Source organism: Mesorhizobium kowhaii (genome assembly GCF_003253745.1).
Lineage (GTDB): Bacteria > Pseudomonadota > Alphaproteobacteria > Rhizobiales > Rhizobiaceae > Mesorhizobium > Mesorhizobium kowhaii.
This window is the reverse complement of record NZ_MZXV01000013.1, coordinates 26,639-47,409: the sequence shown is the minus strand read 5'-3', so window position 1 is coordinate 47,409 and position 20,771 is coordinate 26,639. Positions and strand designations below refer to the sequence as shown.

At 64.3% G+C, this 20,771-nt stretch carries 15 protein-coding genes and 1 pseudogene; 13 read left to right on the top strand and 3 right to left on the bottom strand.

The features are described from left to right. Positions 1-87: 87 nt before the first annotated feature. From B5V02_RS02655 to B5V02_RS02590, 13 genes and pseudogenes are all read left to right on the top strand, one after another. Entirely contained in the window at positions 88-1,092 is a 1,005-nt protein-coding gene (locus B5V02_RS02655) for an ABC transporter permease (RefSeq protein ID WP_111542708.1), read from the top strand. Further along, entirely contained in the window at positions 1,089-1,913 is an 825-nt protein-coding gene (locus B5V02_RS02650) for an ATP-binding cassette domain-containing protein (RefSeq protein ID WP_111542707.1), read from the top strand. The genes B5V02_RS02655 and B5V02_RS02650 overlap by 4 nt, the downstream gene beginning before the upstream one ends. Positions 1,914-2,027: 114 nt before the next feature. Beyond that, a complete protein-coding gene (locus B5V02_RS02645; RefSeq protein ID WP_111542706.1) occupies positions 2,028-2,339 on the top strand; it encodes a MocE family 2Fe-2S type ferredoxin in 312 nt (103 codons plus the stop codon). A gap of 1 nt (position 2,340) precedes the next feature. Then, entirely contained in the window at positions 2,341-3,123 is a 783-nt protein-coding gene (locus tag B5V02_RS02640) for a hydroxypyruvate isomerase family protein (protein WP_111542705.1), read from the top strand. An 8-nt stretch (positions 3,124-3,131) separates the two neighbouring features. Continuing rightward, positions 3,132-3,944 carry a 3-methyl-2-oxobutanoate hydroxymethyltransferase gene (locus B5V02_RS02635; RefSeq protein ID WP_111542704.1) on the top strand — a complete coding sequence of 271 codons (813 nt, stop codon included), beginning with the start codon at positions 3,132-3,134 and terminating at the stop codon, positions 3,942-3,944. Positions 3,945-4,033: 89 nt separating this feature from the next. Then, the gene (locus B5V02_RS02630; RefSeq protein WP_111542703.1) at positions 4,034-5,497 is read left to right on the top strand and encodes a phospholipase D-like domain-containing protein; all 1,464 of its coding nucleotides are present in this window, start codon (positions 4,034-4,036) and stop codon (positions 5,495-5,497) included. Positions 5,498-5,608: 111 nt separating this feature from the next. Further along, positions 5,609-6,409 carry an endonuclease/exonuclease/phosphatase family protein gene (locus B5V02_RS02625; RefSeq protein ID WP_111542702.1) on the top strand — a complete coding sequence of 267 codons (801 nt, stop codon included), beginning with the start codon at positions 5,609-5,611 and terminating at the stop codon, positions 6,407-6,409. 116 nt (positions 6,410-6,525) lie between these two features. Beyond that, positions 6,526-6,930, top strand: a complete 405-nt coding sequence (locus tag B5V02_RS02620) for a hypothetical protein (protein ID WP_111543695.1) — start codon at positions 6,526-6,528, stop codon at positions 6,928-6,930. A 329-nt stretch (positions 6,931-7,259) separates the two neighbouring features. Beyond that, complete coding sequence (locus tag B5V02_RS02610) at positions 7,260-8,621, top strand: efflux RND transporter periplasmic adaptor subunit (protein WP_111543694.1); 1,362 nt, start codon at positions 7,260-7,262, stop codon at positions 8,619-8,621. Further along, positions 8,618-11,734: an MdtB/MuxB family multidrug efflux RND transporter permease subunit gene (locus B5V02_RS02605; RefSeq protein WP_111542701.1), complete on the top strand. Its 3,117-nt coding sequence runs from the start codon at positions 8,618-8,620 to the stop codon at positions 11,732-11,734. The genes B5V02_RS02610 and B5V02_RS02605 overlap by 4 nt, the downstream gene beginning before the upstream one ends. Then, positions 11,731-15,009 (top strand): efflux RND transporter permease subunit, encoded by a 3,279-nt coding sequence (locus B5V02_RS02600; RefSeq protein ID WP_111542700.1) that lies wholly within the window; start codon positions 11,731-11,733, stop codon positions 15,007-15,009. Before B5V02_RS02605 ends, B5V02_RS02600 begins: the two co-directional genes overlap by 4 nt. Before the next feature lie 375 nt (positions 15,010-15,384). Then, positions 15,385-16,260, top strand: coding sequence for a hypothetical protein (locus B5V02_RS02595; RefSeq protein WP_167458344.1), 876 nt, complete (start codon positions 15,385-15,387; stop codon positions 16,258-16,260). Positions 16,261-16,422: 162 nt separating this feature from the next. After that, a pseudogene (locus B5V02_RS02590) lies at positions 16,423-17,289 on the top strand (hypothetical protein). 46 nt (positions 17,290-17,335) lie between these two features. Here B5V02_RS02590 and amaB read toward each other — a convergent pair. The 3 genes from amaB to B5V02_RS02575 form a co-directional block, all read right to left on the bottom strand. Beyond that, positions 17,336-18,850, bottom strand: a complete 1,515-nt coding sequence (gene amaB / locus B5V02_RS02585; protein ID WP_111542698.1) for an L-piperidine-6-carboxylate dehydrogenase — start codon at positions 18,848-18,850, stop codon at positions 17,336-17,338. A 183-nt stretch (positions 18,851-19,033) separates the two neighbouring features. Then, the gene (locus B5V02_RS02580) at positions 19,034-20,308 is read right to left on the bottom strand and encodes an RNA polymerase sigma factor (RefSeq protein WP_111542697.1); all 1,275 of its coding nucleotides are present in this window, start codon (positions 20,306-20,308) and stop codon (positions 19,034-19,036) included. Continuing rightward, the gene (locus tag B5V02_RS02575; RefSeq protein ID WP_111542696.1) at positions 20,305-20,679 is read right to left on the bottom strand and encodes a YciI family protein; all 375 of its coding nucleotides are present in this window, start codon (positions 20,677-20,679) and stop codon (positions 20,305-20,307) included. Before B5V02_RS02575 ends, B5V02_RS02580 begins: the two co-directional genes overlap by 4 nt. Between the last annotated feature and the right edge of the window lie 92 nt (positions 20,680-20,771).

The window sequence follows — 20,771 nt, the reverse complement described above, 5'->3', positions numbered from 1 at the left end:
GCTCAAGCCAGGGACACTTCGATGACATCCCAAGCCCATGATCAACCCGCCGTGGTAGCGACTGCACCACCCGCCCCGCATTCTTCGATGCCCTCGATCGGCAGCCTCGTGCGGCGCCCCGAGGTCGGCTCTCTGATCGGCATGATCGCCGTGCTGGTCTTCTTCTCGATCTTCGGCGGCGCCAATTTCATGTCGGCCGGCGGCGCCGCCAGCTGGCTCAACGTCGCCTCGGAACTCGGCATCATCGCACTCCCGGTCGGGCTGCTGATGATCGCCGGACACCTCGATCTCTCGGTCGGGTCGATGATCCCGGCCAGCTCGATGACCATTGCCATCATCTCGGGCCACTACGGCCTGCCGATCATCGTCGGCATCCTCGCGGCCCTCGCCCTTGGCCTCATCGTCGGCTTCATCAACGGGGTCCTGGTGATCCACACCAAAGTGCCGTCCTTCGTCGTCACCCTGGCAACGCTGTTCGCGCTGGCCGGCCTGACGCTCGGCCTTTCGATCATCCTGTCTGGCAGCACCAGCGTCGCGCTGAAGAGCGGACCGATCGCCAAGCTTGTGTTTGGCGACTATCTCGGCGGCAAATTCCAGGTGACCCTGTTCTGGTGGATCGCCATCGTCCTGATCGTCGGTTTCATCTTGAACTTCTCGCGCTTCGGCAACTGGATCCTGGCCATGGGCGGTGACGCGGTCAGCGCCCGCAATGCCGGCATCCCGACGGACCGGGTCACCATCGCGCTGTTCATGAGCAGCGGCCTGTGCGCGGCCTTCGTCGGCATGTCGCAGGCGATCCTCTACAACAGCGCCCAGGTGGCCGCCGGGCAGTCGTTCATCTTCAATTCGATCATTGCGGTGGTCATCGGCGGCGTGCTGCTCACCGGCGGCTACGGTTCGGTGGTCGGCATCGTTCTGGGCACGCTGACCTTCTCCATCGTCAACCAGGGCATTTTCTACACCGGCTTCGACGCCAACTGGGCGAGCCTGATCATCGGCGTCCTGCTGCTCGCCGCCGTGCTGATGAACAACACCTTCCGCAACATGGCGTTGACCTACGCGCCGCGCAGCAAATCGAGGGCCCGCTCATGACCACGCCCTTGCTCAGACTGGCCGGAATCAACAAGTCGTTCGGACCGATCGACGTGCTCCATGACATTTCGCTGGAGGTCAACAGAGGCGAGGTGCTGTGCCTGCTCGGCGACAATGGCGCCGGCAAGTCGACGCTGATCAAGATCCTCTCCGGCGTCCACAAACCGACATCGGGCACGATGGAAATGGACGGCAAGGCCGTCGCCTTCGACAGCCCGCGCGACGCCAGCGACCATGGCATCGCGACAGTCCACCAATTCGGCGGGACGTTCCCGCTGATGAGCATCGGCCGTTCCTTTTTCGTCGGCGCCGAGCCGACACGGCGCTGGGGACCGCTCACCATCTACGACCGCAAGCGGGCCAACGAGATCGCCGTCACCGAGATGCGCCAGCTCGGCATCACCCGCATCGACGACGGCGATCGACTGGTCGGTGGACTGTCCGGGGGCGAGCGTCAGGCGCTGGCGATCGCGCGCGCCGTCCATTTCGGCGCCAGCGTGCTGATCCTCGACGAACCGACCGCGGCACTTGGCGTCAAGGAGGCGGCGCATGTCCTGCGCATCGTCCTGCAGGCGCGCCGCAAGGGCATCGCGGTGATCTTCATCACCCACAATGTCGTCCATGCGCTGACCGTCGGCGACCACTTCGCCGTCCTCATCAGAGGCGCCAAGGCCGCCGACTTCCGCAAGGGCGAGAAAAGCCGTGAAGCGATCACCGACCTGATGGCCGGCGGCGAGCAGATGGCTGAGCTCGAAGCCGAGATCGAGAGCTTCTCGGCGACTGACGACAGGCCTGCGCCGCACGGCGCAAGCCATGCGTGAACCCAGTGAAGACGCCCATCTCCTCCTCCCGGGCATCTTCCTGTACGGCCGGCGGAACGCGTGGTTCCGCCGGCCGCCTTTTCGACCAACCGAAGAACAGACTGCAGGGCGACAATGGCAAAGTGGATTGATGCGTGTGCGACCGATGATATCGAGGAAGAGGACCTTATCCGCTTCGATCACGAGGGCCGGACATTCGCCATCTACCGCAGCCCCGACGATGCGTTTTTCTGCACCGACGGACTGTGCACGCATGAGAAGGTGCATCTGAGCGAAGGGCTGGTTATGGAGTACAGGATCGAATGCCCGAAGCATAACGGCGTGTTCGATTACCGGACCGGCGAAGCGCTGCGCGCACCGGTTTGCGTGAACCTTAAAACCTACAACACGAAGGTCGAGGACGGCCGCGTGTACATCGAGGTCTGACATGTCCGATACCTTCACCCTTGCGGCTTGCGCCGAAATGCTCTGGCGCGACCGGCCGATGGAATGGCGCTTGCGGCGCCTCACCGAAATGGGCTTCCAGGTCGGCCTCTGGAACTGGCCCGATCACGACCTCGCAATGCTCGAGAAATCCGGCGCGACCTTCTCGATCATGAACGGCTATCTGCGCGGCCGTCTCTCCGATGACGAGGGTGCCGCTGAATTGCTCAAGACGGCCAATGAGACGGCGGCGGTCGGCAAGCGGCTCGGCGTCGCGCGGCTCAACCTGCACGGCACCGGGCTGGGCGATGGCGGCCTGCCGGTCACACCTTGCGAGACCGTCACCGGCGCCATGTGGCTCAAGGCGCGCGACACGCTGAACCGCATTACAGACCTCGCCGAGGCGGAAAGCGTGACATTCACGCTGGAGAATTTGAACCTTCCGGTCGACCATCCGGGCGTGCCGTTTGGACGCGCCGAAGACACGCTTGCGCTGGTGTCGAGCGTCAACCGGCCCGGCCTGCGCCTCAACCTCGACCTCTACCATGCGCAGATCGGCGAAGGGAACTTGATTGAGCTGTGCCGCGCCTGCCTGCCGTGGATCGGCGAGGTCCAGGTGGCCGATGTCCCGGGACGAATGGAGCCCGGCACGGGCGAGATCAACTATCGCGGCATCGCCCGCGCGCTGAGGGATATGGGCTACCGCGGGCCGGTGGGCATGGAGGCGTTTGCCTCCGGTGATCCCGAGGCAGCACTGCAGGCCTTCCGCGAAGCTTTCACCGTCTGAGGAACGAAATGGTCACCAAGAACAGCCGTCCCACCGTCGCCGACATCCGCGCCATGAAGAGCCGCGGACAAAAGATTTCCATGCTTTACGTCACCTCTCTCGAAGAGGCGGCAGCAGCGGATGCGGCCGGCGTCGACATGCTTTCGATCGAGGGCCGCTTCTTCTCGCCCGAGATGCGCGAGGCGGCCGGCCGCTGCTTCGTACAGGTTGGGCTGCCCTACGGTCCCGCCGGCAATCTCGTGACCTCGGAGGACTATCTGAAAACCGCCTACCACTTCATGCGCATCGGCGGCGACTGCTTCTACTGCGCCGCCTCCCTCGACACCCAGAAGGCGCTCTGCGACAACGCCGTGCCGGTCGTCGCCCATGTCGGCCTGATCCCCTCGCAATGCACCTGGACCGGCGGGTTCAAGGCCGTCGGCAGGACGGCCGAGAGTGCGCGTGCGGTGTGGGATCACGTCAAGCGCCTGGAGGCCATCGGCTGCTTTGGCGCCGAGTTGGAGGTGGTGCCCGACCGGGTTGCCGAACTGATCACCCGCAATACGCCCATGATCATGCTTGGCATGGGCGCCGGGCCGCATGCCGACGCGCAGTATCTTTTCAGCGAGGACGTGCTCGGCCACACCGCCGGCCACAGGCCGCGCCACGCCAAGACCTACCGCAACTTCGCCGCCGAATATGAGCGTCTACAGCGCGAGCGTATCGCCGCCTATCGCGAGTTCATATCCGATGTGCAGACGGGCGCCTATCCCGAGCCGCAGCACGTGGTCCCCGTCACCGACGAGGAGCTTTCTGCTTTCAAGGCGTCGCTGGGCCTCTAATGATTTGCCTGGAGGCAGGCAGCCTGCTCAATACGAGGCAATGATCGGCTGCATTGCCTTCTGCAATCGCTCGCTGGATAGTCCCGGCAATGTTCGAGACTCTGGCGACTCATTGGCCCCAAATCCTTGCGATCATCTCGGTGGTGATGGCGACCGTCGGCATCATCCACGTCGTCATGACCAAGGAAGATGTCCGAGCTGCCACCGGCTGGGTTGGCGTGATGGTGCTGTCGCCCATCATCGGCGTGCTGATCTATGCTGTTGCCGGCATCAACCGCATCCGCCGCGCCTCGATCAGCGCGCAGCGCCCGCTTGCCGGCGATGCGGCGTCCGCCAAGCATGAGCGCGACGTCGCCGCCGAAGAGGCCCTGATCGTCGAGCGATACGGACCGCGGTTCACGGGGCTGCGAACACTGGGCGACAGGGTGGCGCGGCGCGCGCTCAACCCGGGAAACGCAATCGCGGTGCTGGAAACCGGCGACGAGGCCTATGCCACCATGTGCGCGGCGATCGATGGCGCCGAGCGCAGCATCCTGCTCGAGACCTATATTTTCGATAATGATGCCGTGGGCCTGGTCTTCGTCGAGGCGCTGGCCGGCGCCGTCCGGCGCGGCGTAACCGTCCGCGTGCTGATCGATGCCGTTGGCGCCCGCTACTCCGTTCCCAGCATCCTCGGGCATCTGCAGAGCGCCAACATCACCGCCGATGTCTTCAACGGCAACATCGTCATGGGCCTGCGCCTGCCCTACGCCAATCTCAGGACCCACAGGAAGATCCTGGTCGTCGACGGTAAGGTCGCCTTTACCGGCGGCATGAACATCCGCAAGGGCTTCTCGGCCGAGTTCGCCGGTTCCAACAGCGCCAGGGACACGCATTTCCAGGTCACCGGTCCAGTCGTCGCCGACCTCTTCTCGGTCGCCGCCGAGGACTGGCGCTTCGTCACCGACGAGGCGCTGAAGGGCGATGCCTGGCAAATTGCGCCGTTGTCGCCGGCGCCCGGCCTGCCGATGCTGGTGCGGGCGGTCGCGTCCGGCCCGGACGCCAGCATCGAGACCAACCACAAACTGCTGATCGGCGCATTCTCCGTCGCCCGCAAGTCGATCCGCCTGATGTCGCCCTATTTCCTGCCGGACCGCGAACTGATCAGCGCCTTGACCACCGCCGCAAGGCGCGGCGTCGAAATCGACATCGTCGTGCCGGCCGTGAACAATCTTTTCCTTGTCGACCGCGCGATGATGGCGCAGTTCGATCAGGTGCTGAAACATTATTGCCGCGTCTGGCGCACTGAGGGACCGTTCGACCATTCGAAGCTGCTTTCGATCGACAGCGTGTGGGCCTATGTCGGCTCTTCCAATCTTGACGCCCGGTCGCTGCGGCTGAATTTCGAGATCGACCTCGAGATTCTCGACGCAGGCTTTGCCAGCGAGATCGACGCGCGGATCGGATCGGCGCTCGCCACCGCGGTGCCGGTGACGCTCGACGCCTTGCGGGCCCGACCCTTCCTTGTCAGGCTGTTCGACCGGGTCCTTTGGCTCGGCTCGCCCTATCTTTAGGCAAGGTTGGCTTGTTCGGGAACTCGCCTGTCATGGAACATACGCCGAAGATGCCTATTTTGACTGTATCCAGGTTCTGAATTGAAACCAGCGAGGACGAGCAGCACGGATATGCAAAGACCTGGACGCAGCCTCCCGGCAAGCATGCTTTTATCCATTCGCGACCGGAGGATGCAGAAGGCAAATGCCGCTGCGCCCAAACGGATGGGCACGACCGGAACGCTGGTTGCTTCCTACAACGTCCACAAATGTATCGGCATCGACCGGAAGTTCGATCCGGAACGGACCAGCCGCGTCATCCGCGAAATCGATCCTGACGTGATTGCGCTGCAGGAAGCCGACAACCGCTTCGGCGACCGTGACGGGCTTCTCGACCTGTCTCGCCTGGAACACGAAACCGGCCTGGTGCCGGTGCCGATTGCAGCCAATGGCAAGGGACATGGCTGGCACGGCAATGTCCTGCTGTTCAAGAAGGGCGTCGTCCGCGACGTGCATCAGATCAGGCTGCCGGGGCTGGAGCCGCGCGGCGCCGTGGTGGCGGAAATCGATCTCGACGGAAACCGGACCCTGCGCGTCATCGCCGCCCATCTCGGTTTGCTGCGCCGGTCCCGCTCGCAGCAGGCCCGCGTCGTGCTCGATATCATGAACAGCCCCGACGAGAAGCCGACGCTCCTGCTCGGTGATCTCAACGAATGGCGGCTCGGCAACCGCTCCGCGCTGAATACGCTGCATGTCACCTTTGGCCCGCTGCCGCCCGCTGTTCCGACCTTCCCGTCGAACCTGCCGCTGCTGGCGCTCGACCGCATCATGGCCAATCGGCACGGCATGATCTCGGCCGTCGAAGCGCATGACACGCCGCTTTCGCGGGTGGCGTCCGACCACCTGCCGCTCACGGCCTTTGTTCGCCTGTAGTGTATGCAGCCACCGATAACGCCTTGATATCTCCAGCGTCGCAAAGCGTGTAGATTTACAATGGAACACCCAGTTCCTTCGCGAGTTTATATGTCTTGAACTCGCTGGAGGACGAAATGAAAAAATTGATTTTAGCTTCTGTGTTGGCATTCGCCGCGACAGCTGCGGTGATTGCGCCAACGCAAGCCGCAAGCTTGATTATCCAGTCCGACGACAACAACCAGTATTCACCGGACGATCAGTCCGATAACGGCCAGGTCATCATCCGCCGCCATCGTGACCGGTATAACAATGACAACCAATATGGTGACGATCAGAACAGCGTGCAGTTTGGCGATTATCAAGGTGGCGAGTATCGCCGACACCACCGGCGCAATTACGACAACGACGGCGTGCAGTTTGGTGACTACCAGGGTGGCGAGTATCGCCGCCACCATCGGCATCATCGCTGCCATATCGAACTGGTCAAGCACTGGCGCCACCACCACAGGGTGATCGAGGAAGTCCGCGTCTGCGGCTGATCTCGCCCCGAACAAACCGGTCGGCAGAAGCCGGCCGGTTTCGTTTTGCCTTATCAACCGATGATTAGCTGACGAAATAACGTTGCCATTCGAAGTCGGTGATGTGCGACGCCTGCCAGGCATCGAACGCCGCCTGTTCGGCCCGCCGGCTTTCGGCGTAATTGTCGCGGAAGGCTACGCCGAACGCCTCGGCGCAGAAGTCGGATACAGCTCGGATACAGCAAACAAGGCGAATGACCGGCCGGCAAGGCCGGTCAAACCTGTCCAACTGTTAATTCGACTTGGGCCGGTTTCGGCCATATTGGTTGATGGGGGTGAAAGATGCCGCCATGGACCAGCAGTTGGAAATGCCCCTGCAGACGACTGTCGCGCAACGCCGTTCGCGCGGCTGGATCCCCTGGCTGATCTTCCTCGCCGTCGTCGCCGCCACCGGCGCGTATCTCTACCAGCGTCCGCAGGTCACCGCCAGTCAGCCGGGCAACAGGAGAGACGCGCAGCCGATGTCGATCGGCGCCGCCACGATCGAGAAGGGTACGATAGACGTCACCCTCAACGCCCTTGGCACGGTGACCTCGCTCTCCACGGTCACGGTCAAGCCACAGGTCACCGGTCCGCTCGTCCAGGTGAACTACAGGGAGGGTCAGGACGTCAGCAAGGGCGAGTTGCTGGCTGAGATCGATCCGCGGCCCTACCAGGCGGCGCTGGCCCAGGCCCAGGGCCAGCTGGCGCGCGACCAGGCGATGCTGAAGGATGCCCAGCTCGACCTTGCACGCGACCAGACGCTGGTGGCCCAGGGCGCGGCGACGCACCAGACGCTCGACGCGCAGGTCTCCCTGGTCGCACAGGACGCCGGCTCCATCCAGGTCGACCAGGCCATGGTTCAGACCGCCACTCTCAATCTCGACAATTGCCGCATCCTGGCCCCGGTCGACGGTCGTGCCGGCCTGCGCCAGGTCGATGAGGGCAATTACGTGACGCCGGGCGACGCCAATGGCATCGTCGTGATCACCCGGGTGCAGCCGATCAGTGTCCTCTTCACCGTGCCCGAGGACGAATTGCCGGAGATCGCGCAGCGCATGCAGCAGGGCGCCACGCTGCCCACCACCGCCTTCGACCGCGCCGGCAACAAGAAGCTCGCCGACGGCCAGCTTGAAACCTTCGACAGCCAGATCGACCCGAGCACCGGCACCATCAAGCTCAGGGCGGGCTTCGCCAACGAAACGCGCATTCTCTATCCGAACCAGTTCGTCAACGTCGAGCTGCTGGTGGACGAGCACAAGGACGTGGCGATCGCCCCGATCGCCTCGATACAGCGCGGCCAGCCCGGCACCTTCGTTTATCTGGTCAATCCCGACAGCACCGTCTCCGTGCGCAAGGTCACGCTTGGCGTCACCAATGGCGAGCACGTCGAGATCCTGTCGGGCCTGAACCCCGGCGACCGCATCGTCGTCGACGGCGCCGACAAGCTTCGTGACGGCGCCCATATCAACCTGCAACAGGACGGCCAAACACAGGCTCCGGCGCAGACACCCCCGCAGGCAGCAACCCACGCACCGGCAGGGACAGCGCCACCATCACAAGCGCAGTCGTCGGGGCAGCCCGCATCGGATGCGTCGAAACCGGACGATACGTCCAGGCACAAGGGCCAGGGCCGCAAGCACCGTCACGCGGAGTCCGGGCAGCAGCAATGAGCCCGTCGCGAGCCTTCGTTCTCCGGCCGGTGGCGACATCGCTGTTCATGGTTGCGATCATGCTGTCCGGCCTGCTGGCTTACCGCTATTTGCCGGTCTCGGCGCTGCCCGAGGTCGACTATCCGACCATCCAGGTACAGACCTTCTATCCGGGAGCGAGCCCGGACGTCATGACGTCCTCGGTCACAGCACCTTTGGAGGTCCAGCTCGGGCAGATCGCCAACCTGAACCAGATGAACTCGGTCAGTTCGGCCGGTTCCTCCGTCATCACGCTGCAGTTCAGCCTGGCGATCTCGCTCGATGTCGCCGAGCAGGAGGTGCAGGCGGCCATCAACGCCGCCGGCAATCTGCTGCCGGCCGACCTGCCGGCACCGCCGATCTACGCCAAGGTCAATCCGGCCGACGCGCCGGTGCTGACGCTCGGCCTGACATCGGACACGATGCCGCTGCGCGATGTGCAGCAGCTCGCCGACACAAGGCTGGCGCAGAAGATCTCGCAGCTGGCGGGCGTCGGTCTGGTCAGCCTCAGCGGCGGCCAGCGCCCGGCCGTGCGCGTCCAGGCCGATCCGCGCAAGCTCGCCGCCTATGGCCTCAATCTCGACGATCTGCGCACCACGCTGGGCAGCGCCAACGTCAACACGCCGAAAGGCAATTTCGACGGGCCGTCGCGGGCCTACACAATCAACGCCAACGACCAGCTGAAAAGTGCCGACGAATACCGTTCGCTGATCGTCGCCTACAAGGACGGCGCCCCGGTGCGGCTGAGCGATGTGGCGACAGTGGTCGACGCCACCGAGAACAACAGGCTGGCGGCCTGGATGAACAGCACGCCGGCGATCATCGTCAACATCCAGCGCCAGCCCGGCGCCAACGTCATCGAGGTGGTCGACCGCATCAAGGCGCTGCTGCCGCAACTGCAGGCCTCGCTGCCGAGCACTATCGACGTCAAGGTGCTGACCGACCGCACCACGACCATCCGAGCTTCCGTGCGCGACGTCGAATACGAACTGACGCTCGCGATCATCCTCGTCGTGCTGGTCATTTTCGTCTTCCTGCGCAGCGCCCGTGCGACGCTCATCCCGAGTCTCTCGGTGCCCTTGTCGCTGGTCGGCACGCTGGGGGTGATGTATCTGTTCGGCTTCAGCCTCGACAATCTCTCGCTGATGGCGCTGACCATCGCCACCGGCTTCGTGGTCGATGACGCCATCGTCGTCATCGAGAACATCGCGCGCTATGTCGAGGAGGGTGCGACACCGCTGCAGGCAGCGCTGAAGGGGTCGCAGCAGATCGGCTTCACCATCATATCGCTGACCGTTTCGCTGATCGCGGTGCTGATCCCGCTGCTGTTCATGGGCGATGTCGTCGGCAGGCTGTTCCGCGAATTTTCCATCACGCTCGCCACCACCATCCTGATTTCCGCCGTGGTGTCGCTGACGCTGGTGCCGATGGCCTGCGCCAAGCTGCTCAAGCCATTGTCGGCGGTGCGCGAGAACGCCCTGCAGCGCGCCAGCCGCGACTTCTTCGACTGGGTGATCAGGGGTTACGGCTGCGCGCTGACCTGGGTGCTCGACCGGCAAACGCTGATGCTGCTGGTGGCGGCGGCCACGCTGGTGCTGACGGCGGCACTCTACGTGGTCATCCCCAAGGGTTTCTTCCCGGTGCAGGACACCGGCGTCATCCAGGCCATCACCGAGGCGCCGCAATCGGTGTCCTACGCCTCGATGGCCGAGCGCCAGCAGGCCCTGGCGGCGGTCATCCTGAAAGACCCCGATGTCGACAGCCTGTCGTCCTTCATCGGCGTCGACGGCACCAACACCACGCTCAATGTCGGCCGCATCCTGATCAACCTCAAGCCGCATGAAGAGCGCACCGCCGATATCACGCAAGTCATAGCAAGGCTGAAGCAGGCGACCGCCGCCACGGCCGGCGTCACCCTCTTCATGCAGCCGGTGCAGGACCTGACCATCGACGGCACGGTCAGCCGCACGCAGTATCAATTCGTGCTGCAGGACGCCAATCCGGACGAACTGACGCTATGGACGCCGAAGCTGCTGGCCAGATTGAACACGCTGCCGCAGATCGCCGACGTCGCCAGCGACCTGACGGATGCCGGCCTCGCCGTCTTCGTCGACATCGACCGCGACCAGGCGGCGCGCTTCGGCATCACGCCGGCGACGATCGACAACGCGCTCTACGACGCCTTCGGCCAGCGCATCGTCTCGACCATCTTCACCACATCCAGCCAGTACCGGGTCATTCTCGAAGCAGATCCCTCCTTGCAGGATTCGCTGCGCGCGCTGTCCTCCGTCTACCTGCCGTCATCGACCGGCGGCAGTCCGGTGCCGCTGGCCGTGGTCGCCAGCACCCACGTCGCCACGGCACCGCTGCAGATCACCCATATGGGGCAATTCCCGGCCACCACCGTCTCGTTCAACCTGGCGCCCGGCGTGTCGCTTGGCGAAGCCGTCACCGCGATCCAGCAGGCGCAAAGCGAGATCGGCATGCCGCTCAGCGTCATCACCAATTTCCAGGGAGCGGCGCGCGCCTTCCAGGCTTCGCTCGACAACACGCTGTTCCTGATCCTGGCGGCGGTGATCACCGTCTACATCGTGCTCGGCGTGCTCTATGAGAGCTTCATCCACCCGATCACCATCCTGTCGACACTGCCTTCGGCCGGCATCGGCGCGCTGCTCGCGCTGATGATAGCCGGCGAGGACCTGACCATCGTCTCGATCATCGGCATCATCCTCTTGATCGGCGTGGTCAAGAAGAACGCCATCATGATGATCGACTTCGCGCTCGATGCGCAGCGCAACGAAGGCAAGGCGCCGCGCGAGGCCATCTACCAGGCCTGCCTGCTGCGCTTCCGACCGATCCTCATGACGACGCTGGCGGCGATGCTAGGCGCGCTGCCGCTGATGCTCGGCACCGGCGTCGGCTCGGAACTGCGCCATCCCCTCGGCGTCACCATCGTCGGCGGCCTGCTCGTCAGCCAGTTGCTGACGCTGTTCACCACGCCGGTCATCTATCTCTGGTTCGATCGCCTTGCCACCCGGCTGCAAGGCATCCAGCCCGATCCTCCCCGTGCGTATGGTGCGGACACCGCGCCATGAACCTGTCGGTTCCCTTCATCCGGCGCCCAGTCGCAACGACCTTGCTGACCTTCGGCCTGCTGGCGGCCGGACTGGTGGCGTTTCCGCAATTGCCGGTGGCGCCGCTGCCCGAGGTCGACTACCCCGTGATCTCGGTGCGGGCATCGCTGCCGGGCGCCAGCCCGCAGGTCGTGGCAAACACGGTCGCCAGCCCGCTCGAACGGCATCTCGGCGAGATCGCCGACGTCACCGAAATGACCTCGTCGAGCAGCGTCGGCAGCGCGCGCGTCACTTTGCAGTTCGGCCTCGACCGCGACATCGACGGCGCCGCGCGCGACGTCCAGGCGGCGATCAACGCGGCGCGCGCCGACCTACCGTCCAGCCTGCATTCGAACCCCACTTATCGCAAGGTCAATCCGGCCGACGCGCCGATCCTCATTCTGACCCTCACCTCCGACACTCTGTCCAAGGGGCAGCTCTACGATGCCGCCAGCACCGTGCTGGCGCAAAAACTCTCGCAGGTCGACGGCGTCGGCGAGGTGTCGGTGGGCGGCAGTTCGCTGCCGGCGGTGCGCGTCGAGCTCAATCCGCAGGCGCTCTACAACTACGGCATCGGGCTGGAGGACGTGCGCGCGGCCCTCGCCTCGGCCAATGCCCACAGCCCGAAGGGCGCCATCGACGTCGGCCCGCAGCGCTATCAGATCTACGCCAACGACCAGGCCAACCATGCGGACGCCTATCGCTCGCTGGTGGTGGCCTATCGCAACGGCGCGCCGGTGCGGCTTTCCGACGTTGGCCAGGTCAACGATTCCGTCGAGAACATCCGCAATGCCGGTCTCGCCAATGGCAAGCCGGGGGTGCTGATCATCCTCAACCGATCGCCCAACGCCAACATCATCGCGACGGTGGACCGCGTGAAGGCGCTTATGCCGTCGCTGCGCGCCTCGATCTCGCCGGCCATAGATCTGTCGCTGGCGGTCGACCGCTCGACCACCATCCGGGCTTCGCTGCGGGAAGTCGCGCAGACGCTGATGATCGCCATCGGCCTGGTGATCCTGGTCGTCTTCGCCTTCCTGCGTGATGTGCGCTCGGCCCTGGTGCCGATCGTGGCCGTGCCGGTGTCGCTGGTCGGTACGCTGGGCGCTATGTACCTGCTCGGCTTCAGCATCGACAATCTGTCGCTGATGGCGCTGACGGTGGCCACCGGCTTCGTCGTCGATGACGCCATCGTCGTACTCGAGAACATCTCCCGCCACGCCGCTTCCGGCATGGGCCGCCTGGAGGCGGCGATCAAGGGGGCGCAGGAAGTCGGCTTCACCGTGCTGTCGATGAGCCTTTCGCTGATTGCCGTGTTCATCCCCATCCTGCTCATGGGCGGCATCATCGGCCGGCTGTTCCGCGAGTTCGCCATCACGCTTTCGGCCGCCATCCTGGTCTCGCTCGTCATTTCGCTGACCACCACCCCGATGATGTGCTCGATCCTGCTGCGCAGCGAGCGAGGCCGCGCGCATGGCCGGCTCTACCGGCTCAGCGAGCGCGTCTTCGACGCCATGCTGGGCGGCTATCGCCGGTCGCTCTCCTGGGCGCTGGAGCATCCGCTGCTGATCATGGCGGTGCTTGCGGCGACGCTCTGTCTCAACGGCTACCTCTATGTCACCATCCCCAAAGGGTTCTTCCCGCAGCAGGATACCGGCCGGCTTGTCGGCTCGATCCAGGCCGACCAGGCGACCTCCTTCCAGCTGATGTCGAAGAAGCTCAGCCAGTTCGCCGGCATCGTCAGCAAGGACCCGGCCGTCGATGCCGCTGTCGGCTTCACTGGCGGCGGCCAGACCAATTCCGGCTCGATGTTCGTGTCGCTTAAGGCCGAGCGCAAGGTTTCCGCCGACCAGGTGATCGCCCGGCTGCGGCGCGAACTTGCAGTGGTGCCCGGCGCCACCCTCTTCCTGCAGGCGGTGCAGGACATCCGCGTCGGCGGGCGTCAGTCGAACGCTCAGTACCAGTACACGCTGCAAGGCGACAGTTTCGACGAGCTCGCGCAATGGGCGCCCAAACTCGCGGCGGCATTGCAGACCGAGCCGAAGCTGACCGACGTCAACAGCGACCAGCAGAACAAGGGCCTGGAGGCGGATATCGTCATCGATCGCGATACCGCGACGCGCCTCGGCATCACCGTCGGCCAGATCGACAACACGCTCTACGATGCCTTCGGCCAGCGCCAGGTTTCCACCATCTATGTGGCGCGCAACCAGTACCACGTGATCATGGAGGTCGCGCCGCAGTACTGGCAGAACCCCGAAGCGCTGAGCCAAGTCTATGTCAGCACGTCGGGCGGATCGGTGCATGGTTCGCAGGCGAGCAATGCGGTTGCCGGCACATTCGTCGCGCCGGGCCAGTCCAGCAGCACCACGGCGGCCGCGACGGATGCCGCGCGCAACCAGGCGACCAATTCCATCACCAGCACCGGCAAGACCGCAGCCTCGACCGGATCGGCCGTCAGCACCGGTGCCGAGATGATGGTGCCGTTGTCGGCAGTCGCGACCTATGGCCCCGGCAGCACGCCGCTTTCGGTCAACCACCAGGGCCTGTTCGTCGCCACCACGCTGTCGTTCAACCTCGCGCCGGGCGTCGCCCTCAGCGATGGGGTCGCGGCCATCAACGCGGCGGCGGACCGCATCGGCATGCCGGCCACCATCCATGGCAGTTTCCAGGGCACGGCCCGGGTGTTCCAGGATTCGCTTTCCGACCAGCCGCTGCTCATCCTTGCCGCGCTCATCGCCGTCTATGTCGTTCTTGGCATCCTCTACGAGAGCTACACCCACCCGCTGACCATTCTCTCCACTCTGCCCTCGGCCGGCGTCGGCGCGCTGCTGGCCCTGTCGGCCTTCGGCATCGAGTTCAGCATCATGGCGCTGATCGGCATCATCCTCTTGATCGGCATCGTCAAGAAGAATGCGATCATGATGATCGACTTCGCGCTGGCCGCCGAGCGCAACGAGAACAAGTCGGCGCATGACGCCATCTACCAGGCGTGCCTGCTGCGCTTTCGTCCGATCATGATGACGACCATGGCGGCGCTGTTCGGCGCCGTGCCGCTCGCCATCGGCCTTGGCGAAGGCAGCGAACTGCGCCAGCCGCTCGGCATCGCCATCGTCGGCGGCCTGATCCTGAGCCAGATCCTGACCCTCTACACGACGCCGGTCATCTACATCTATGTCGACCGCTTCGGCCGCTGGTGCCAGAGGCTGCGGTCGCAGGCGCGGCGCCCCTGGCAGCCAGGGGCACAACCGGGAGAATGAGATGGGCAGGACATGCTCAGTCACTCGTATTTCGAGGGTGAACGCGGCAAAGCTTCGCTGCCGCGCGATGTCCCGTCGCTCGTCAATTCAAGGTTGTTTTCGAACTCATGTCCGGAAGGGCAGTCCCCGCCGCTCGGACGACGCGGAAACTATGCGCGGCTTTTGTGAGCGTCAATTCAACGGGCGGCCGCCGGGCTGACTATTATCGGGAGGGGTTTTCCAAGCTATAGCAAATAGTTAGCGGCATGCTGCCCGACTCTGCCGTGGTTTCGGCGAGTCTGTGAACCGGGATGGAACGTCTGGACACAAGCGGCGAAGGCTGAAAATGTGGTTACGTCGTCTGGGTTGCGGAGGCTCACTCGGAACACAAGGAGGATGGCGCTGAATCTGGAAGACATTGCCGGCCATCCGGCCCTGCATCGCTATGTTCAGGCACAGTCGCTGGCGCTGATCCGCATCTATGAAGAGAGCCCGCGGCTGGCTTCCATTTTCGCCACGCAGCAGCGTTGGCTGATGGGTCATGTCGGCCTTGCCATGCATTTCAGGCGTGACCCGCACGACCGCGGCAAGGAGCTGACGGTGTCGCGTTTCATCGAGGTCGTGCACCAGCATGCGGTCGCCAGCCGCAACACCGCGGACGCTTTCATCAAGGAAATGCTGCACTACCATATCGCCGAGTATGTGTCGGGCGGCGACGGGCGCACCCACCCCTTGCAGCCGACGGCGGCCACCGTGCAGACTTTTACCGGCTGGGTCCTTGCCCATCTGCGGACGCTGGATCAGCTCGACGGTGGAGATCGGCTGGCGAGGTTTCTGGAGCGGCCCGAGATGGTTGCCAGGCTTCAGCCTCTGGTGGCGGACGGCCTGCTTTCCTCCAAGCCGGTGCGCGAACCCAACCAGACCTTTTCCCTGTTCATCTGGCTCAACAATGGCGGCATCGTCATGGACTGGCTGATGTCGGGCATCGATCCCGATCATGCCGGTCTCGACCGGATTCCGACCAGCGTGGTTTCGATCGGCGACTTCGCCAGATGGCTCAAGCTCTCGCGGACCCATCTTGCCCGCAAGCTGCGCGCTGCCGAGAATCTCGGCAGCATCGGCTGGCTCGGCCTGCGCGGTCATTCGGTGATGTGGGTATCGAGCACGTTCTTCCAGGAGTACATGACCGTCCAGGCCGCGAAGCTGGCCATTGTGGATGCCGCTTTCAACGCCTGTTTTCCGCAATCCGAGGCCCGCCGACCCTTGCCGTGATCTCGGCCTGCCTGGGAAAATCGCCGACAGGGTGGGGGTCATGCACCAAACGCATAATGCTGTGAACCGGCATCGGCGGACTGCGTCTGGACACAGAAATGGAAGGCTGAAAATGTGGCTTGGGTCTTCGCAGCCGTAAGGCTGAAACGGAGCTGGGGGAGAATGTCGCTGACCTTGGAGCTTATTGCCGGCCACCCGGCATTGTATCGCTGTGTCCGTGCCCAGGCGCAGGCGCTGATCCAGGCCTACGGGATGAGCCCCCGGCTTGCTTCGGTGTTTGCCACCCAGCAACGTTGGCTGATGGCGCATATCGGTCTTGCCCTGCATTTCAGGCGGGAGCCCGACGACTACCGCAAGCAACTGACGACGGCACGTTTCATTGACGTCATCCGCCAGAATTCCGTAGCCAGCCGCAACACCGCCGACGCCTTCATCAAGGAAATGCTGCATTACAATTTCATCGAATACCTGCCGGCGACGCAGGACGGTCGCATCCGCCCAATGCAACCCACAGTGAACACGCTGGATGTGCTTGCCGGCTGGATGATGGCGCATCTGCACACGCTGGACAGCCTTGACGGCGCGAACCGTCTGGCGACGTTCCTGGAGCGGCCCGATGCGCTCGCCAGGGTGCAGCCGCTGGTGGCCGACGGCCTGGTCTCCTCCAGCCCCGTCCACGAGCCCAAGCAGACCTTTTCCCTGTTCACCTGGCTCAACAATGGCGGCGTCGTCATGGGCTGGCTGATATCGGGCGTCGATCCCGACTATGCCGGCCTGGCTCAAATCCCGACCGGCATCGTCTCGATCGGCGATTTCGCCAAATGGCTCTAACTGTCGCGAACCCACCTGGCGCGCAAGCTGCGCGATGCCGAGGATCTCGGCAGCATCGGCTGGCTCGGCCAGCGCGGCAACTCGGTGATGTGGGTGTCGGCCGATTTCTACCGCGAATACATGACCGCCCAGGCCGTTAAACTGGCCATCATCAATGCCGCCTTCGTCGAAGCCTTTGGCTCGCCGGCAGGCAGATGATCGGTGCGGCACCCCCCTGCGGGGGGTGCATAGAGCCCCGGCGTTCCTAATCGATGTCGAACGAAACGCCCTGGGCGAGCGGCAACGCCTTGGAATAGTTCACCGTGTTGGTGGCGCGCCGCATATAGGCCTTCCACGCATCGGAGCCGCTCTCGCGCCCGCCGCCGGTTTCCTTTTCGCCGCCGAAGGCACCGCCGATCTCGGCGCCCGAAGTGCCGATGTTGACATTGGCAATGCCGCAATCCGAACCGTCGACACCAAGGAAGCGCTCGGATTCCTGCAGGTCGCGGGTGAAGATCGACGACGACAGGCCGGCGCCGACCGCATTGTGCTCGTCGAGCACGGCGTCGAAATCCGAATATTTCATCACATAGAGGATCGGCGCGAAGGTCTCTTCGGTCACCGGCGAAACTTGGCTTTGCATTTCGACCAGTGCAGGATGCACATAGTACGCATCCGGATGGCCGTTCTCGACCCGCGTGCCACCAGTCACCTTGCCGCCATGGGCGGCGGCTTCCTTCAAGGCTTTTTGCATGGCGTCGAAGGCAGCCTTGTCGATCAGCGGCCCGACCAGCGAGGATGTCTCCAGCGGATTGCCGACCGTCACACTTTCGTAAGCCTTCTTGAGGCGTGGAACCAGGGCGTCATAGACGCTGTCATGCACGAACAGGCGCCGCAGCGTCGTGCAGCGCTGTCCCGCCGTGCCCATGGCGCCGAAGGCGATGGCGCGCAGCGCCATGTCGAGATCGGCTGTCGGGCAAACGATGCCGGCATTGTTGCCGCCGAGCTCGAGCACCGCGCGCGCAAAGCGCTTGGCCAGCCGCGGGCCAACGTCGCGGCCCATGCGGGTCGAGCCGGTGGCCGATACCAGCGGCACCTTGGGGTGATCGACCAGGATCTCGCCAACGGCGCGGTCGCCGATCAGCACCGGCGCCAGGCCCTGCGGCGCGTCCGTGCCGAAACGCTTCACCGCGCTGGCGAAAATCGCCTCGCAGGCGAGCGCCGTCAGCGGCGTCTTCTCCGACGGCTTCCACACCACCGCGTCGCCGCAGACCAGCGCCAAGGCGGCGTTCCACGACCACACCGCAACCGGGAAGTTGAAAGCGGAAATGACGCCGACAACGCCAAGCGGATGCCAGGTTTCCATCATGCGATGGCCCGGGCGCTCGGTGGCGATGGTCAGGCCGTACAATTGCCGGGAAAGACCGACGGCAAAATCGCAGATGTCGATCATTTCCTGCACTTCGCCAAGTCCCTCGGACGGGATCTTGCCGACCTCGATCGAGACCAGCCGGCCAAGCTCGGCCTTGTGCGTGCGCAGCTCCTCGCCGAGCAGCCGCACCAGTTCGCCGCGTCGCGGACCCGGCACCATCCGCCACGCCTGGAACGCCTTGTGCGCCGCATCGATGGTCTTGGCCGCATCGGCCGGCGAGATCGTCTTCAGCGCAGCGATCTGCTCGCCCGTCACCGGGCTGCGCACGATCAGGTCGCCGCCGACAAGCGCGTCCTTGGCCACCCCCAGTTTCGCCAGAAGCTCGGCCGTTTCCTTCGCTATCGTCATTTTTGTCCCTTTCAGATCCCGTCGCCATCATATGGCACCGGCTCAAGCCTTGCGCCATGTCGCCCGCGTGCCGAAAGGCACCTCAGGCACTGTCATGGCGTGGCATTACTCGTTTCAGGGGAAAATCGCCACCCCGGCATGGTCCAAGCCGAGCGCAGACCGTTGAACCAGACCGCAATTCAATCATTTCGCCGTGCGGGCAGGTCCCCGTACGGCACCGTCCCTCATCAACCGGTCGATGTGCATGCGGATATGGGCGGCTTCCGCGGCCGTGTTGGCAAGCGCGATGGCGCGGTTGAAGGCGACACGCGCCTCCTCGCCCCGGTCAAGCTGCATCAAAAGGCCACCCTTGAGGCCGAAGAAATGGAAATAACCGGAAAGCCTTTGTTCGAGCGGCTCGATCATGGCAAGCGCCTCTGCCGGTCCACGCACCTTCGAGACCGCGACGGCGCGGTTGAGCGTGACCACCGGCGACGGCTGCATCTGTTCGAGCAGGCCATAGAGCAGGTCGATCTCCACCCAGTCGGTGTCCTCGGCCTTGTCGGCCCGCGCATGCAGCGCCGCAATCGCCGCTTGCACCTGATAGGGGCCGGGCTGGCGATGGCGCAGCGCCTTGTCGACCAGCGCCAGCCCCTCGTCGATCATCTTGCGGCTCCACAGGCTGCGATCCTGATCCTCGAGCAGCACGATCTCGCCATTTTCGTCGAAACGGGCCGGCGCGCGCGCATGCTGCAGCAGCAAAAGCGCCGTCAGCCCCATGATCTCGGGCTCGGTCTGGAACAGCCTGAGCAACAACCGCGCCAGCCGGATCGCCTCCTCGCACAGCGGTGCGCGGGCCGGCGCCTCGCCGCTGTTGGTCGAATAGCCCTCGTTGAAGATCAGGTAGACCATGGCGGCGACAGCAGCGAGCCGTTCCGACCGCTCGACAGCACCCGGCGTCTCGAACGGCACGCCGGCGTCCGCAATGCGCGCCTTGGCCCGGGTGATGCGCTGTTCCATGGCACTTTCGCCGACCAGGAAGGCGCGTGCGATCTGCTTGACGGTGATGCCCGAGACGATGCGCAGCGCCACCGCGATCTGCTGCGTCGGCGGCAGATCGGGATGACAACAGATGAACAGCAGCCGCAAGATGTCGTCGCGGTAATGCGCGCCGTCGAGCCGCTCGGCCATATCGCTCTCGGCATCTTCCAGGTCGGAGATCTGGTCTTCCTCCGGCATCGGCGCCTGCTTGGCACGCTTGCGCACCGCATCGATGCCGCTGTTGCGGCCGACAAAGATCAGCCAGGCCGCTGGATCACGCGGCGGCCCGTTCTGCGGCCAGTTCTTCAGAGCTCTGAGACACGCATCCTGGAAAGCTTCCTCCGCCGTATCGAGATCACGGAAATAACGCAGCAGCGCGCCCATCGCCTGCGGACGGGCGGTGTTGATTGTCGAGCTTATCCAGGCGAGTTCGGTCATGCGGGAATCTTGTTGGCATGAAACATCTGAACCGGCCGGATCTCGTAGGACCCGCCGCTCGGGTTGACGTCGGACAGTTCGCGGGCGAACTCGACAGCCTCGTCGAGATCGGCGCATTCCAGCGTGTAGAAGCCGAGGAACTGCTCCTTGGTCTCTGCGAAAGGCCCGTCGATGACGACGGCTTCGCCCTTGACCTTTCTCAGCGTCGTTGCCGCCGTGGTCGGCAACAGCCGCGCCACTGGGCCAAGTCGTCCGGCTTGGGCGTACTTTTCTTGAACGTTGATAAGCTTGCCTATGACTTCATCGTCCTGCGCCTTGCTCCACGAGCTGACGACGTCTTCGGAGGCATAGCAGAGGATCGCGTAGAGCATGGTTGGTCCTTTTCTCTGTCAAAGGACGAAACAGTAAGACCGATCCCGACACGACGTCGATAAAAAAATCCCGAAGCCGCGGATTTGGCAAC